Raw genomic sequence first — 15003 nt, forward strand, 5'->3', positions numbered from 1 at the left:
TGTGATGCGCGCCAGAGTGCGGCGCATGCAGACATGGCGCCCCCGGTGGTGGCCCGACTCGCTGTTCGCCCGGCTGAGTATGATTCTTGTGGTCACCGGTTTGTCGATCCAGCTGCTGTTCAGCAGCATCTGGTATGACGTGCGCTACAGCCAGGTGCTGGAAGAGCCCGCGCGGCTGGTGGTTTTTCGCACCGTGGAGGTCATCCAGCGACTCGGGGAGGCGCCGTCAAGCCCCCTGCCGGACACCGCCACCTTCCATGTCGAGCGGCGCGCGTCACCGCTGCCCGTTACCTCGCGGCTGGACCCGGCTCAGAAGAACGTGGAGCGCCTTTTGCAGGACGCCCTGCACCGTGAGATGGGCGAGACCCTGCAGCTGTCGCTGCTTGATGTCAGTCTGCGCGACGACCGGGACCGCCTCAGCACCTGGGCCAGCCTGTTCGGCTTCTCCCGGGTGGTCGGGCATTTCGATTTTCAGCTGCGCCTGGCCTCCGGGCAGTGGCTGCATGTCGAGGCGGTGCAGGCGCGAGGCTGGAACGGCCGGCCCGCCTGGCAGGTACTGGGCGACTACGCCATGCGCGTTTATCTGCTGCGCGCGCTGGCCCTGATGGCGGTGGCGCTGGTGGTGGCCCGCCTGATTACCCGACCGCTGAGACGTCTGGCACGCGCCGCCTCGGCGCTGGGCCAGGATATCCGGCGCCCGCCCCTGGCCGTCGAGGGGCCAAGGGAGATGCGCCGCGCCGCCGAAACGTTTAATGCCATGCAGCGCCAGCTGATCGATCTTATGGGCGAGCGCACCCAGCTGCTCTCGGCCGTCTCTCATGACCTGCGCACCCCGCTGACCCGCATGCGCCTTCGGGTCGAGGGCATCACCGATCCATTGCTGCGGGAGAAGCTGGTGGCCAATATCGATCAGATGGAAACGCTGATCGCCTCCCTGCTGGACTCCGCCGGCGACAGCACCGCGGCAAACCACACCCCATTCGACCTGGCCCACCTGATCAGCGAGGTCGTGGACGAGTTTGTCGAGACGGGCAGCGATGTGCGCTGCGACCCGGCCCCGATGACCCTGATCACCGGCCACGCGCCCAGCCTTCGCCGCGTGCTGCACAATCTGATCGACAACGCCCTGCGCCATGCCGGCAACGCGCGCCTGACGCTGCATTCCGGCGACGACCGGGTCGAGGTGGCCATCCAGGATGATGGCCCCGGCATCGATGAGGCACACCTTGCCAGCATCATGCAGCCCTGGGTGCGCGGTGATATCTCGACACCCTCCGAGGAGATCGGCTACGGCCTGGGGCTGAGCATCGCACGCAGCATCGTGATGGCGCATCAGGGCCGGCTGAGTCTTGCCAACCGGGATGGCGGCGGCCTGCGCGTGGTGATGACCCTGCCGACCCGACAGGCGTAAGCGCCCGGCGGGCCGGCACCTTTCTGGCACGCTACCTTTTGGCGCGACGCTTTTTGCGCCTTATCGGGTGCTAAACCCGCAGAACGCCACCGCGTCAGCTTTGTTCAGAATAAATTCAGGCTCGAGCCAGGTCGAAAGTGCTTCCCTGGTGCGGCCATAAAACGGCTACGCTGTGATGGAACGCTCATGACAATAACGTGCCGCCGAGGCACAATTTTTCCTTAATGTTTTCAGGGGGTCCTTCGTGAACGCTGCTGTCGAACATACCTATCGAGGCGGGTTGAATCCGCTGCACGGGGTGCTGCTTGCCGGCACCTTCGTGCTGTTTCTGGGTGCTGCGCTGAGCGACTACGCCTATATGGCAAGCTATGAGATCCAGTGGGCCACCTTTGCCTCCTGGCTGATTGCCGGGGCGCTCGTGTGTAACGGGCTGGCCTTTGTCTGCAGCATCATCGGGCTGTTTCGCGCGCTCGATCGCCGCCGCGGCCTCATCTATGTCGCGGTGCTGGTGGTGAGCTTTGTGCTTGGCTTTATCAACGCGCTGATCCATGCCATGGATGCCTGGGCGATCATGCCCACCGGCTTTATCCTGTCGATCATCGTGACGGTGCTGGCCCTGGTCGCTACCGGACTGGGTTTTTCAAACACTGGCGTGAAGGTAAAACAATGACATTTTCCAGACTCTGCCTGACCACGCCGCTGGCGATTGCGCTGATGGCTGCAGGCACCAGCGCTTCGGCGGCCAACCTTCAATACGGCCCCAACCCGGACCTCCCGGAACCGCAGCGCGGGCTGCTGCCGGACATGACGGTGCCTGAACAGGCCGATTGGAACGATGAAAAGCCGGTGGTGCCCGATGGCTACAGCATTACGGCGATTGCCACCGACCTGAAAATACCGCGTCAAACGCTGATGCTGCCCAACGGCGACATCCTGGTGGCCGAAGGCAGTGGCGGCAACGCCCCGAAGCTCAAACCCAAGGACTTTATCGCCGGCGTCATCAAGGCGAAGGGCAAGACTTCGGTGGAAAGCGGCAACCGGCTGACGCTGTTGCGCCCCAACGGCGACGGCAGCTATGAGCAGTCGGTCTTTGCCGACAACCTCAACGCCCCCTACGGACTGGCGCTGACCGATGCCGGCCTGTTTGTGGCCAATCAGGACGCGCTGGTGCGCTTTGACTACGAGGAGGGCCAGACCGAAGCCAGCGGCGCGCCCGAGGTCGTCGCGCAGCTGCCCGCCGAGATCAACCACCACTGGACCAAGGCGATGACCGCCAGCCCGGATGGTGAGTATCTCTACGTCGGTATCGGTTCCAACAGCAACATCACCGAGCGTGGCATGGAAGCCGAGGTCAATCGGGCCGAGGTGTGGGAGATCAACGCCGAGACCGGCGCGCATCGCCCCTACGCCACCGGGCTGCGCAACCCCACGGCGCTGACCTTCCAGCCGGATACCGACACGCTCTGGGCAGTGGTCAACGAGCGTGACGAGCTGGGCCCGGATCTGGTGCCGGACTACATGACCACGGTGCAGGACGGCGGCTTCTACGGCTGGCCCTACAGCTACTGGGGCCAGCACGTTGACCCGCGCGTGAAGCCGGAAAACCCGGAGAAGGTCGAATCCGCCATTTCGCCGGACTACAGCCTGGGCTCCCACGTGGCGCCGCTGGGCATCGCCTTTTCGACACCGCAGGTGGGTGGGGAATACAGCGACGGCGTCTTCGTCGGCCAGCACGGCAGCTGGAACCGTACCGACCCGGTGGGCTACAACGTGGTCTTCATTCCGTTTGAAAACGGCGAGCCTGCCGGCGACCCGGTGGACTTCGTCTCCGGCTTTCTCACCGATGATGGTCGCACTCGCGGTCGCCCGGTGGGCGTGACCGTCGCCCCGGATGGCGCCGTTATCGTCGCCGATGATCTGACCAACGCCGTATGGCGCGTCACCCGTGACGACGCCGGCGCACCGCAGCCGACAGCCGCCCCGGCCGGCAACGACGGCGCTGCCATGCCGGAAGGCGATTCCGCCGCGCCGGCAGAAAGCACCAACACGCCGGATGAGCCGACCGTCTCGCCGGATGACCGCGCCGACACGCCCGATGAGCAGACCGCCACACCGGACGACGACGCGGACACGCAGGACGATGCACCCGGCGGCGACCAGGAAGAGCCCGCTACCACGGCAACCTGATACCGCCGGTTTGTCTCTGCACTATCCGTACCCCGGGGGGCCACCTCCGGGGTATTTTTTTGATCGCCCGTTTCAGGTGATGACTCGTTTAAAGCGATGGCACGTGTGAAGCGATGGCACGTTTCAAACGACGGTTACGACAGATTCGCCGCCTCGCCGCGCGCAATGTCCTGCTCGCTCAACACCACCACCTGTCGCGGCCACCAGTCAGGGTGTTCATCGCGAATGAACGCCATGAGCTTTTCGCGAACGCTGACCTCGGCCGACCAGCCGGAGAGCGGGTCCACGGTCATCAAAAAGAAGGTAATGGTCTGCGCCGCGGCGTTCTGGGCGGTCACGCTGCACAGCAGCTTGTGATGCTCGATGACGTTGTCCTCGGCCTGCGCAAATTCGAGAAACTTCTCGCGCAGACACGCCACATCGGCGTTGAGGTGCAGCACCAGATCGAGGCTGCGATACTCCATGGTGCTTTTGGCCGAGAGGTTTTCGAACGGCCGGGAAGCAAAGTAGGTGACCGGCACGATCAGACGGCGCTCGTTCCACACCCGCAGCAGAATATAGGTGTAGAAGATGCTCTCGACGTAGCACCACTGGCCTTCGAACATCACCAGATCACCGATGCGCAGCGGCTTGGCCAGCGAAAGCTGAAATGACGACAGGATGTTGCTCAGCACCGCCTGACCGGCAATACCCACCAGCACCGCCAGAACGCTTGCCGAGGCCAGAATCGACAGGCCCAGCGTCTCGAACAGACGCACCTGCCCGAGCACATAGATCGTGACCAGAATGACCATGATCAGGATGATGACGCGGCGCAGCGCATAGAGCGTGGTCAAAAGCTTGCGCTCATCCCGCGGCTTGGAGTCATCGATCTCGCCGGCCATGCGTCGGGTCATGTGCAGCATGAAGGTGTCGATCATGCGCAGCGCGATTACCCCGATGCCCCAGGCCATGACGATGGTCAGCGTCACTCGCAGGGTGGTGGCCACCACGGCCGAAAAGGAGACCACGAAGTCGATCAGGGTCTGCATGACCAGCGCCATGACGATCAGCGCCACCGGGCTTCGGATCTGGACCATGAAGATGCTCGGCGAGCCGGAAGGCAACAGCCGCGTCAGAAACGTCATCACCAGATGAACGCCCTTGCCGATCAGGGCGATCGCCAGCAGCACCAGCGGAATGGCGATCCACTCCCAGATTCTCAAAAGCCCGAAATTCTGTTTCAGCGGCCCCGGGATATAGACCTCGAAGCGCGACGGGCCGTAGCGGTCATAAAGCGCCGGGATGGAGGCCACACTCTCCGGTGTGATCAGCCAGACCGGCTCGTCATCACCGACCTGATAGCGCCCCAGGCGGATATCGTAGGCGTCATCTCCGGCCTCCAGCGAGGCCAGTTCGATATCCCGTCGCATCTGGCCCGCCCGCGGGTCCTTGCCGGAAATGTCCTCGATCACGGCGTCCGGGCGCGCCGAAAGCCTTGAGACATTGAGCCACTTGCCGCGTCGAAACACCTCGGCCAGCTGCTGGGCCAGCTCCGCGCCGCGCTCGCGCTGATCGGCCGGTGCCAGATCCGCCAGATTGAGAATATGCGCCGCGCCTTCGAAATCGCCGGTTTCGGTCAGATGCATGAAATGGCGCATGGTTTCACGCGGCGTTCGAAGGTTCGTTTTTTCGGCATCGCCATCAAGCCCGACGTTAAGGGCATCGATTTTGTACCAGCCCGCCTCCCCGCTGCCGCTGCCGCTCTCCTCCTCCTGTGCCAGGCACTGGCCGGACAACACCAGCACCGCTACCGCCACCGCCCACAGCCGCCACCCTTTTATCATCATGCCTGCGTTACCGGGTTCGTGAATCGTCCATGAAAAATTCCGCCGGGGCATTGTATGCCGGGCAGCGCCAGCTTAGCGCGACTTGTCGCGCCATACGCCAATACATATCAACAATATCCGGGCCGGGCACGGCGCGCCCGGATCGACCATGCTGAAGACACCGACGCCCCTTGATGCCCTCAAGGGCGAGACCCCACCAGGAGGCAGGCATGACCGATGCGACCGGACCGACACGAAAGGCCCTCTACGAGCAGGCAAAGCAGCGCGACATTGCCGGGCGCTCATCGATGAGCCGGGCGGAACTGGCCACCGCGCTCGAGCGTGACGGCGCCGGGACTGTTGAACCCGGCGTGGGCGCTCGCTTTGAGACCTTTCGTCGGCTGGCCAACGCCGTGGCCGACGGCGGCTTCGTGCTGCGCCCGCGCGCCCTGGGCGGGATCGATCGACGACTGCACGTGCGCCAGACCCTGCGCGAGGACCACCAGACCCGCATCGCCGATGGCACCGAGGAGACCGCGCTCAAGTTCGATCAGCTCTCGAATTCGCTGTTTTCCTTTTCCCGCGGTACGGCGCTTTTGTTCTATCGCGACATGGCCGGCGACGACGCCTGGATGCCGACCGTACTGGCGCTGGGCGATGTCCACCCGGAGAACTTCGGCATCATGCCCAACGTCAATAACGTGCCCATCTTTTCGGTCAACGACTTCGATGAGGCCTACTACGCCCCCTTTACCTGGGATCTCAAGCGCGGCGCCACCGGCTTCATGATCGCCGCCGGAACCGAAGGCGAGCTCAAACACAAACATCGGGTGAAGATCGTACGCCGGTTCATCGATGGCTATATCAACGCCATGCAGCGCCTGGCCCGCGAGGCCACCGAACAGGATGAGGAGATGCGTGTTGATAACGCCCCGAAGCTGATTCGAAAGCTGTTCAAGAGCGCCCATGAAAAGCGCTCCAAATGGCTCAGGGACGACTATCTCGACGAGACCGGCCGGCGCTTTCGCTCAAGCGACAAGCTGGTGCCGATCTCCTCGCGCCGTGACGAGTTCCAGCAGATCACCGACCGGCTGGTGACAGACAACCATATCGAGGTGCCGCCGCGCGCCCGGACATCCGATGGCACGGGCATGCGCGTGAAGGACGTCGCGATTCGCCGCGGCCAGGGCACCGCCTCGCTGGGGCTGGACCGCTACTACGTGCTGATCGAGGGGCTAAAGGGTGACGGCACTGATGACCTGATCATCGAGTACAAGCAGGCCCGCCGTTCGGCGCTGACCGGGCTGGTGCCACCCAACGGCCACGAGATGAACACCCGCGCCGAGCGCATCACCCACGCCCAGGCGGTGCATCTTGTGCGCGGCGACCGCTTTTACGGCCACGTCGAGTTTGACGGGCGAAGCTATCTATCGCGTGAGCGCGCACCGTTTCGCGACAGCATCGACCTCGAGGATCTCTCCAAAAGCGACTGGAAAGCGTACGCCCGCATCTGCGGTCAGGTGCTCGCCGGCGTGCACGCCCTGTCTGACGAGGCCGGCCGGGTGGATTACGACATCGAACCGGCCATTGTCGAGGCCATCGGCCCAAAGGCGCTTTTTACCGAGGACATGGTGATGTTTGCCGAAGAAGCCGCCGAGCGCTTGCGCCGCGATCATGAGATGTTTCAGGAAGATCACGCCCGCGGGGCCTTTACGCAGCTGGACCGGGTGTATCGGTAAGAGGCCATGAGCAACGACAGCGAGGCGGCCCCTGGCCGCCCTGCCATGTTGTTTTTCAATCTCTACTCGACCAGCTCCGTGGTGTTGGCGTTGAGATCGCTCGGGTCGACCACCGGCCAGCCATTGTCCCACTCCATTTCCAGAATGCGCAGCTTCTGGAGACCGTCATCGGCGGCTTCATAGGCGTGAAACACCATAACGTCCCGGTCATCAAAGGTGTAGACCGCGTTGTGCCCCAGTCCGGGCCACGCATCAATACCTTCCAGCACCAGCGTGCCGCCGCCTTGCATCATCGGCACGCCCGCTCTATCCACATAGGGCCCCTGCACGCTGTCACTGCGCCCCACCATCAGCCGGTAGGTGCTGTCCGCACCGCGGCAGCAGAAACCAAATGAGGCGAAAAGGTAGTAGTGGCCGTCCCTTTTGAAAATGAACGGCGCCTCGATGGCGTTTTCCTCGCTGTTCGGGCGTGTGGCGAGATCGAGGATCTTCGCCGACCGGGCGAGCCCTGTCATGGCCTCATCAAGCTGCACCAGCTTCAGCCCGCCCCAGAACGAGCCGAAGCTCATCCAGGGCGTGCCATTGTCATCCTCGATGACCGCCGGGTCGATGGCATTCCAGTTGTCCTGACCGGGTTCGGACTGCAGCACGAGCCCCTGATCCTGCCATTGATAGTTGTCGGCCTCGGGGTCGAGCGTGTCGTTGACGGTCACCCCGATGCCGGAGGTGTTCTGGCCGAACGCCGACACCGAGTAGTAGAGATAATAGCGGCCGTTTTTCTCGACGATGTCCGGTGCCCAGACATGGCCGTCAAACGCCGGCGCCACCGACGTCGCCCAGGGCGGGTCGCTCGGCGCACCGCTGAAAATGCGATCGGCATGGCGCCACTGTTTCAGGTTATCGGAGGCGTAGATATCGATGCCCGGGCCGGTGCTGAACACGTAATACGTGCCGTTTTCGCGGGCCATGACGGGGTCGTGCACTTCGACCTGGGCGGCGTGCACGGTGGAGAGCAGGCCGGCACCGAGCAGCAGTGAGGTGGTAATGGGTATCGACCCTTTCATGGGCAATCTCTTTGGCTGGTGGCAGGAGCGCGAAGCGGGATCATCGCGGGCTCGACGCGGCAGGATGAGCGATGATCACAGGGCGATAACGCTGACCTTCATCCGGCCAACACTGGCGTTCAGGAAAACTGGATATAGCAATATCGCGATACAAGCGTTGCCGATGCGCCAGCGCGGGATCAATGCGCCATAAGTATTAACCGATGCTGATGAAACGAAGAAGGCGCCCCGGGTGAGGCGCCTTCTTTCGGTTCGCGGCGTGCAGTGCGCGATGAATAGCGGTGCGTTTATGGGCTCATCAACAGGATGACGGCCGCCGCCAGCAGCAACCCTGCCCCCACCAGTACCGCGCGAAAGATGCGAACATACCCCCCGACCACCACCATGCCCACCCCGACCACTATCAGGATCAACCCGACAATGAACGGCCAGTTGTTCAATAGTGTGTTCATGACAGCCTCCCGGCTCGTACCCAAACGCTTTGTTCAAGGATAGCTGCCATGTCGCCGAATACTTTAGGCATTCGTGACTACCGCGCCGGTGATGCCGATATCACGCTCGCCCTTTTTCAACGCACCGTGCGGGAAGTGGCCGCCAGGGACTACACCCCGGCGCAGATCGAAGCGTGGGTCGGCGGCATGGATCGAACTCTCTGGGCCATAACGCTTGCGCGCCAGTCCACGTGGCTCGCCATGATCGATGACGCCCCGGCAGGCTTTGCCAGCCTTAACGAGCACGGCCATCTCGACATGCTCTTTGTCAGCCCGGACCATCAGCGCCGCGGCGTGGCAAGTGCGCTTTTAAGTGTTGTCGAGCAGGCGGTGCGGCAACGCGGCATCAAGCGCGTGACCACCGAGGCCAGCCTGACCGGCCGGCCCTTTTTCAAGGCGCGAGGATTTGATGTCGTGAAGGCGCAGGAAATGAAACGGCGCGGGGAGGTACTGAAGAATTTCCGGATGGAGAAGCGCTTGAAGGCTGGCGAGCCGGGCGCGGGCCCGGCTCGCACGGATCAAATCTGACCGATCTTGACCAGCCTGTCTTTCATGCTGGCCGGGACATCTTCGATCATGACCAGATTAAGCGACTTCTGATCGCCCTGAACAGCCACCTCATCGCCGAGATCAGCATTGATCTCATTCGGCGACAGGGTGTACATGCCGCCGTTGAACGGATCAACGATCAGCCAGCCGATAATGCCACCTGCCAGAATGTTGCCACCGATGTACCAGCCGTTCGCGGAAGTGGTCAAATCTACCCTGCGTGGCGCGTACCCCGCCTTGTTGATCTCAACATGATAGGTTTTGCCGCCGAAATAACTGCCATCGGACTTTTTAAGCGTCACTGTGGTGGGCGTGGTGCCAGCGAATACCTGTTTGGCCGTTTCATCAGTAATCACAACGTCTGCATTGGAGGGCGTGCTGCTGATCGTCACGCTCTGCTCGCTATCACCAACAATGGAAGCACAACCGGTCAGGGTGAGCGCGGCACAGGTGCCCATAAGGGCGGCAAGGGTTTTGAAGCTCATTAAATGATCTCTTGAGGAACAGGCAGGCTCTTGATAGGCCTTTAGTCGGCACCGCGAGTCTTGTTGCGATGCAAGTGCCTGTCTAATAACGACATTCTCTCCGGCTTCTTTAGTAATCCATGTTAAATAAATTTTTCGAGCCCTTGCACCTGCTTGAACCGGCACCTGAAGTGGGCCCAACGACCTTTTGCGGCGAGCCTCATTTTCACCGTGTTCTTGAGAACCGAACCAGTTCATGATGCGTGCCATCCAGCGTACGTGATGGCGCCATGAGGTTACCCGTTGAAGCCCTGATTACCCTCGCCACTTACTGGATGATCACTCAGAAGCTACCGGCCAGAAAAATTCAGCATTTTACCGCCTGCGGTATATCAAAAAGGCCCATCAAAAGATGGGCCCTGGCGCGAAAACGATTTTTAATATCTCAATAAAGACTCAGGCAAACAGGAAGTCCTCGGGACCCATGGCATAGTTCAGCTCACCGATCGGCGAACCGGGGTCGTACTTCGGTACGCCGATAAGCGGAACGAGATGCATCCCGGTGTCCGTGTTGACCAGAAGCTCTTCACTGGGGTGCATATTGACGTCATTGTAATCGATCGGGTCACCATCTCTGCCGTTCACCTGTGACAGATCGAGCCGATCGACGCCCAGCTCAAAGTTGGTAATGGTGGCATCCTGCCAGGCGCCATCGCTGCCAAACACAAAACTGTCGGCGGCGCCCTCGGTGCCACTGGTCATCCCCGATACCTCGACATCCTCGAAGGGACCTGTCGGCGCCGGCGCCATATTGGAAATGTAGTCCTGACGATCGAAAAAGGAGTTCAGGCCGCCGGAGATATTCTCGAACTGCAGAACGAAGTCGTTGTCATCCAGACCCGCCGGCCCGCTGTCGCGATAGAAATAAGTATCCTCCCCATGGAGGACCGGCAAAATGGCATCACCGCTATCCTGCGCGCCGGCCTGCGTCAGCGCCTCTTCAAGCGATAATGAAGCATCCGCAATGACGGCATTATCGAGATCGAGGTTATCGAAGGACTCCACCACATCGTCATCGATAAACAGGGTATCCGTACGGGGGTTGAAGCCGACCAGCGTATCGATCGCATCACCGTCGTTGCCGTAACGCGAGGCATCCTCTGCCATGTTGATCACGTCGACACCGCCGGCCGCGCCGCCCAGAATGATGGTTTCCTGCACCTCACTGGAAGCGGTGTATTCAAGCCCGCCTTCAAGCCCCGAGGCATCGACCTGACCAACGGCCGTAGTGTTGTCCGCGCCGTTGTCCCATGCAACGCGACCGTTGCCGTTCAGGTCGAGTGACTCGAGCGCGCCACCCTGCACGCTCAGATCGAGCGTCTCGCCGGAGCGGACCCCGCTGTCATCGAATCGGGTATCCAGCTCAAACCTTGTGATGTCGTCGGGCAGCACGAGGGCGGTCTCCCCGCCGCCAAGAAACGCAAGTGATTGGGTCTTGTTGGAATTTGCCATGATGTCAGTCCCTTGAATGTTTCTATCCGGATGCCGCCGGTGTTTTATCGTTTCCGTGTCACCTGTCCGGCATCTTTTGGTGGGCCGTGGTATTAATTAAATTATTTAAAAAGAATTAACCAGAGCCAGCCTGGTACAAGCCACGCCCATCCACACGTTAAAAACCGCTCAGGGAGACGAAAGTTGCAAACTCTCTAATTCAAGCCTGACCTGTTGGCCTTTCGGATCAGCGGAACCGGATACTGACCGCATCGACTCAGGCCATCACCATCGTGACCCCTGCGGCTGCCAGCGGCTCGATCAGTGAAGCCTGCGTACTCTTTTCCACAATGATGATACTTGCCAGATCAAGCGCTCCGATCATGTACGGCGAGGCGGCATTGAGCTTGTCGGAAGACGCCATCACCACCGTTTCGGCCGCATGCGCCGACAGCGCCCGCTTCATGTAGGCCTCTTCCAGATCGCCCGTGCTCAAACCGGCGGTCGCGTGCACCCCGGTCACACCCATGAAATAGACATCGGCCCGAATGTGCGACAGCGCCTCCATGGCAGCCGTGCCCACCGTCACGATGGAGTGCTTGAACAGCCGCCCACCGATGATGATGACCTCGATCCCCGGATGATTGACCAGCTCGACGGCAATGCTCGGGCTATGGGTGACCACCGTGGCGGTCAGATCCCGCGGCAACTGCCGGGCCATCTCTACCGCCGTGGTGCCGCCATCCAGAATCACCACCTGACCGGGTGACACCATTTTGACGGCGGCCGCAGCAACGGCGCGCTTGGTGTCCGACTCGATGCTCTGGCGCTGGGCGAAATCCGCCACGGCCGGAGACGCCGGCAGCGCACCGCCATGCACGCGTTGCAACAGCCCCTCTGCGGCCAGCTCGCGCAGGTCACGCCGGATGGTGTCTTCCGACACGCCAAAGCCTTCGCTCAGGGTTTTGGCGATCACCTGCCCTTCCCGCTTCAGGCGCGCCAGAATCTCGTTTTTCCGCTGATGGGTCAGCATGCGCTATCAACTCTCTGCACGAATTATCTTGTTTTTGCACGAAACCGCACGATAGCATGCTTTCTCCTGCCATACCTTGAGAAAACACATGAGCGCTACAGAGCACCGGGTAAACATCATCGAGACCAGAGTCCTGTCGGATGACTGGTACACGCTGAAAAAGACCACGTTTGATTATTTACGGCGGGACAACACCTGGCAGCGCCAGAGCCGGGAAACCTATGACCGCGGCAACGGCGCGACCATTTTATTGTTCAATCGCGAGCGACAGACGGTAGTACTGACGCGCCAGTTTCGCTTCCCCGCCTTTGTGAACAACCATCACGGCATGCTGATCGAAACCGCGGCGGGCCTGCTGGATGACGCCTCGCCGGAGGAGCGCATTCGCGCGGAAGTCGAGGAAGAGACCGGCTATCGCATCCAGCACGTCGAAAAGGTGTTTGAAGCCTTCATGAGCCCGGGCTCGGTCACGGAGAAGCTCTTTTTCTTTATCGCCGATTACGACGACAGCCTGAAAACCGGCAAGGGCGGTGGGCTTGAGGATGAAGGCGAGGATATCGAAGTGCTGGAACTGCCGCTGAGCGAGGCGCTGGAGATGATTCGCACCGGCGAGATTGTCGATGGCAAGACCATCATGCTGTTGCAGCACGCGGCGCTGCGTGTGGCGACGATTAGTACGCCAAAGCTGATAGTTTAAGCTGGCTGTAAGAGCTAGTGTGATCGGACTGTGCGGGCTGGGCGTCTGCTTGAGACAGACAGGATATAGTAATCGTTACTATAAAATGCGTGTTAATCCAGAGCCGTGGATACTTCAACCGACACTTTGGATACCCTATAGAGCTCTACCGCTCCGCCAGCCGCCTGATCGGGATCAAACAGGGCGAGATTGATGCCATCACTGACAGAACTACGGTAAACCACGCCATCGAATCCAATCTTCTTAATGAACTCACACAGGTACTGGCTTGGAATATAGTCGATTGCAGCCCCAGATGGCTGAACAGGTCGCGTCAATTCCTCGCCTAGACGTTCAAGAAATGGCAAGTCGGCGCGTAGCTGACTAATCTCGCTCGATTCAGACAGTATGAATGGGGAGACGAGCTTGCGTGGGTTGCGCAGGTCAACAGCTTTAATCTCAGGAATGGTGAAATCAGCAACACAAGCAAGTTCTCCTGTATGAGGTCTGATCTCTGCCACTGCTGTTTCCGGCAACGACCCCAGATAAAGATATGGAATGCCTGCTGGATTAGCTCGTCCATGTGATGAGCGTCGTTTCGGCGGTGCGCCCATCTTATCAATTTTAAAAACCTCGTCTTCTGAGCAAATCCGCGCGCGATACCATTGCAGAGATAATTGCGACGCCAATAACATGCCAAATAGCTGTTCGAGGCGATCTAGATCAATGGCGACATCGAGAAACCAACGATTGGCATACATCATTTCGTCGCGCAGCTTGTCCCACTGAGCGAGACCTTCACTAGTATAGCTTGGAGACGGTGCAAAGCTTTTTCGAACAACTTCACCGTCATTAAGGATTTCTCCCAGCAGCTCCTTGGCGTGGGCAATATCCATGCGTGGATGGCTGAATAGCTGCCAGTCTTCTTTCATCCATTCGACTAGCGATTTTCCATCTTCACTAGGCTCATAGACATTAATTAGAAGCTCGAAAAAATTGGCAAGCTTGCTTGGCTCAACGAGCTGAGTATTAGTGGTCCCGCAGAAATCACATGCACCATGATCAGGATCAAGCGATGGGAAAAGCTGATCACGCAAGCTGTGATCGTCAAAACATTCAGGGCAACAGAATCGTTGTACCATTAGTCTTAGCCAAGATAGTCGGCAAGTGTCTCGATATGATGTTTCATCGAGAGTTTTTTAATGTAGCCGAGGCCCGGAAAATGGCCTTTAGCATGAAGGGCGCGAAACTCTTTAATCGCTTTTGTTTCGAGAATATGGGAGGTACCGCTATCCAGTTTAACGATTAGCTTTTCCAACGCTTGAGCGAACTTGCCAGCAGGATCGGTTGGCGTGTCATTTGTGTTCGAAACGAAGTGATAGATGTACATGACATCGTCTTTGGAAGGATCGATGAAGGTTAGGTGGATCGCAACAGCATAAGCTGGGCCTCCACTTTCGCTATAAACGTCGCCCGCGATCAGAAAGTCGCCGAAGCCCGCCATGCCAAGTTCACTATAGGTTACATGAAGATCGGAGAACTCCTCTATTGGCGGATAATCGGCATTGCGTTGCCGCTTGAAGCCGTCACGCACAAGAATGCGTTTGCTCTGATCAAAGTGCTTCCGATAGAGCAACTTTGCATGATCTTCGATAAAGATGTTGGTGAGGTCGGGCATATCATGATTCAGCGCGGCCGCCAGCGCTTTAGGGTCAGTTAAGCCCGCATGTACTAGAACAGGGTGATGATCAGTATGTTGGCCATAACAAGCCATTACTTCGTCGGCATTCATGTCATTACGCAATAAAATGCCGGCAGATATATTATCAACTTCGTTGAAGCCTTCTTGGAGTAGGCCGGTGATGCTTGCACCGTCTTCCTTATGGTCACCGTGGTAAGGGTTCACGATAACAATAGCGCGCCCGCCCGCGTCGCATATCGCACTCAAGGTTTTTTTGAGGCTGCCAAGCGACTCCCTCACAGGTTCAATTACAGGTATAAAGTTTTTTTCGGCAAGCAACTCTGACATCTCGCGGATAGTGATGAGTTCGAATTGCTTTCCGCGGAAATAGGGGTAGTACATATGTTGG

13 protein-coding genes and 1 pseudogene are annotated in these 15003 nt (G+C 59.7%); 6 read left to right on the forward strand and 8 right to left on the reverse strand.

Going from position 1 to position 15003, the window contains the following annotated elements; genetic code table 11:
• Nucleotides 1–25: 25 nt before the first annotated feature.
• The 3 genes and pseudogenes from ACXMYO_RS08880 to ACXMYO_RS08890 form a co-directional block, all read left to right on the forward strand.
• A complete protein-coding gene (locus ACXMYO_RS08880; RefSeq protein ID WP_457808458.1) occupies nt 26–1411 on the forward strand; it encodes an ATP-binding protein in 1386 nt (461 codons plus the stop codon).
• A gap of 244 nt (nt 1412–1655) precedes the next feature.
• Nucleotides 1656–2081 (forward strand): DUF2231 domain-containing protein, encoded by a 426-nt coding sequence (locus ACXMYO_RS08885; RefSeq protein ID WP_438768344.1) that lies wholly within the window; start codon nt 1656–1658, stop codon nt 2079–2081.
• Nucleotides 2082–2125: 44 nt separating this feature from the next.
• Nucleotides 2126–3355 (forward strand): annotated as a pseudogene (locus ACXMYO_RS08890) (PQQ-dependent sugar dehydrogenase); the annotation flags it as partial.
• Nucleotides 3356–3732: 377 nt separating this feature from the next.
• On the opposite strand, the gene ACXMYO_RS08895 reads toward ACXMYO_RS08890, so the two are convergent.
• Nucleotides 3733–5427 carry a mechanosensitive ion channel family protein gene (locus ACXMYO_RS08895; RefSeq protein ID WP_457808459.1) on the reverse strand — a complete coding sequence of 565 codons (1695 nt, stop codon included), beginning with the start codon at nt 5425–5427 and terminating at the stop codon, nt 3733–3735.
• Nucleotides 5428–5636: 209 nt separating this feature from the next.
• Here ACXMYO_RS08895 and ACXMYO_RS08900 point away from each other — a divergent pair, with 209 nt between their 5' ends.
• On the forward strand, nt 5637–7145 hold the full coding sequence (locus ACXMYO_RS08900; protein ID WP_457808460.1) for a DUF2252 domain-containing protein: 1509 nt from the start codon (nt 5637–5639) through the stop codon (nt 7143–7145).
• Nucleotides 7146–7207: 62 nt separating this feature from the next.
• Here ACXMYO_RS08900 and ACXMYO_RS08905 read toward each other — a convergent pair whose 3' ends face one another.
• Together ACXMYO_RS08905 and ACXMYO_RS08910 are read right to left on the reverse strand one after the other, a co-directional pair.
• Nucleotides 7208–8209, reverse strand: a complete 1002-nt coding sequence (locus ACXMYO_RS08905; protein ID WP_457808461.1) for a family 43 glycosylhydrolase — start codon at nt 8207–8209, stop codon at nt 7208–7210.
• A gap of 287 nt (nt 8210–8496) precedes the next feature.
• Nucleotides 8497–8661 carry a hypothetical protein gene (locus ACXMYO_RS08910; RefSeq protein ID WP_438768348.1) on the reverse strand — a complete coding sequence of 55 codons (165 nt, stop codon included), beginning with the start codon at nt 8659–8661 and terminating at the stop codon, nt 8497–8499.
• A 48-nt stretch (nt 8662–8709) separates the two neighbouring features.
• Here ACXMYO_RS08910 and ACXMYO_RS08915 point away from each other — a divergent pair, with 48 nt between their 5' ends.
• The gene (locus ACXMYO_RS08915; RefSeq protein ID WP_457808462.1) at nt 8710–9228 is read left to right on the forward strand and encodes a GNAT family N-acetyltransferase; all 519 of its coding nucleotides are present in this window, start codon (nt 8710–8712) and stop codon (nt 9226–9228) included.
• Here the strand turns inward: ACXMYO_RS08915 and ACXMYO_RS08920 are convergent.
• The 3 genes from ACXMYO_RS08920 to ACXMYO_RS08930 all read right to left on the reverse strand — a co-directional run bounded on the left by ACXMYO_RS08920 (nt 9219) and on the right by ACXMYO_RS08930 (nt 12237).
• Nucleotides 9219–9971 (reverse strand): hypothetical protein, encoded by a 753-nt coding sequence (locus tag ACXMYO_RS08920; protein WP_457808463.1) that lies wholly within the window; start codon nt 9969–9971, stop codon nt 9219–9221. The genes ACXMYO_RS08915 and ACXMYO_RS08920 overlap by 10 nt on opposite strands.
• Before the next feature lie 198 nt (nt 9972–10169).
• Nucleotides 10170–11225, reverse strand: a complete 1056-nt coding sequence (locus tag ACXMYO_RS08925) for a hypothetical protein (protein ID WP_457808464.1) — start codon at nt 11223–11225, stop codon at nt 10170–10172.
• 256 nt (nt 11226–11481) lie between these two features.
• On the reverse strand, nt 11482–12237 hold the full coding sequence (locus ACXMYO_RS08930; RefSeq protein ID WP_457808465.1) for a DeoR/GlpR family DNA-binding transcription regulator: 756 nt from the start codon (nt 12235–12237) through the stop codon (nt 11482–11484).
• An 88-nt stretch (nt 12238–12325) separates the two neighbouring features.
• Between ACXMYO_RS08930 and ACXMYO_RS08935 the strand changes: the two genes are divergently transcribed.
• Nucleotides 12326–12934, forward strand: coding sequence for an NUDIX domain-containing protein (locus ACXMYO_RS08935; RefSeq protein WP_457808466.1), 609 nt, complete (start codon nt 12326–12328; stop codon nt 12932–12934).
• Between the two features lie 92 nt (nt 12935–13026).
• Here ACXMYO_RS08935 and ACXMYO_RS08940 read toward each other — a convergent pair whose 3' ends face one another.
• Both ACXMYO_RS08940 and ACXMYO_RS08945 read right to left on the reverse strand, forming a co-directional pair.
• A complete protein-coding gene (locus tag ACXMYO_RS08940; protein ID WP_457808467.1) occupies nt 13027–14010 on the reverse strand; it encodes an RES family NAD+ phosphorylase in 984 nt (327 codons plus the stop codon).
• 50 nt (nt 14011–14060) lie between these two features.
• Nucleotides 14061–14996, reverse strand: coding sequence for a sce7725 family protein (locus tag ACXMYO_RS08945; protein WP_457808468.1), 936 nt, complete (start codon nt 14994–14996; stop codon nt 14061–14063).
• Between the last annotated feature and the right edge of the window lie 7 nt (nt 14997–15003).

This window comes from Kushneria sp. EE4 (genome assembly GCF_977968315.1).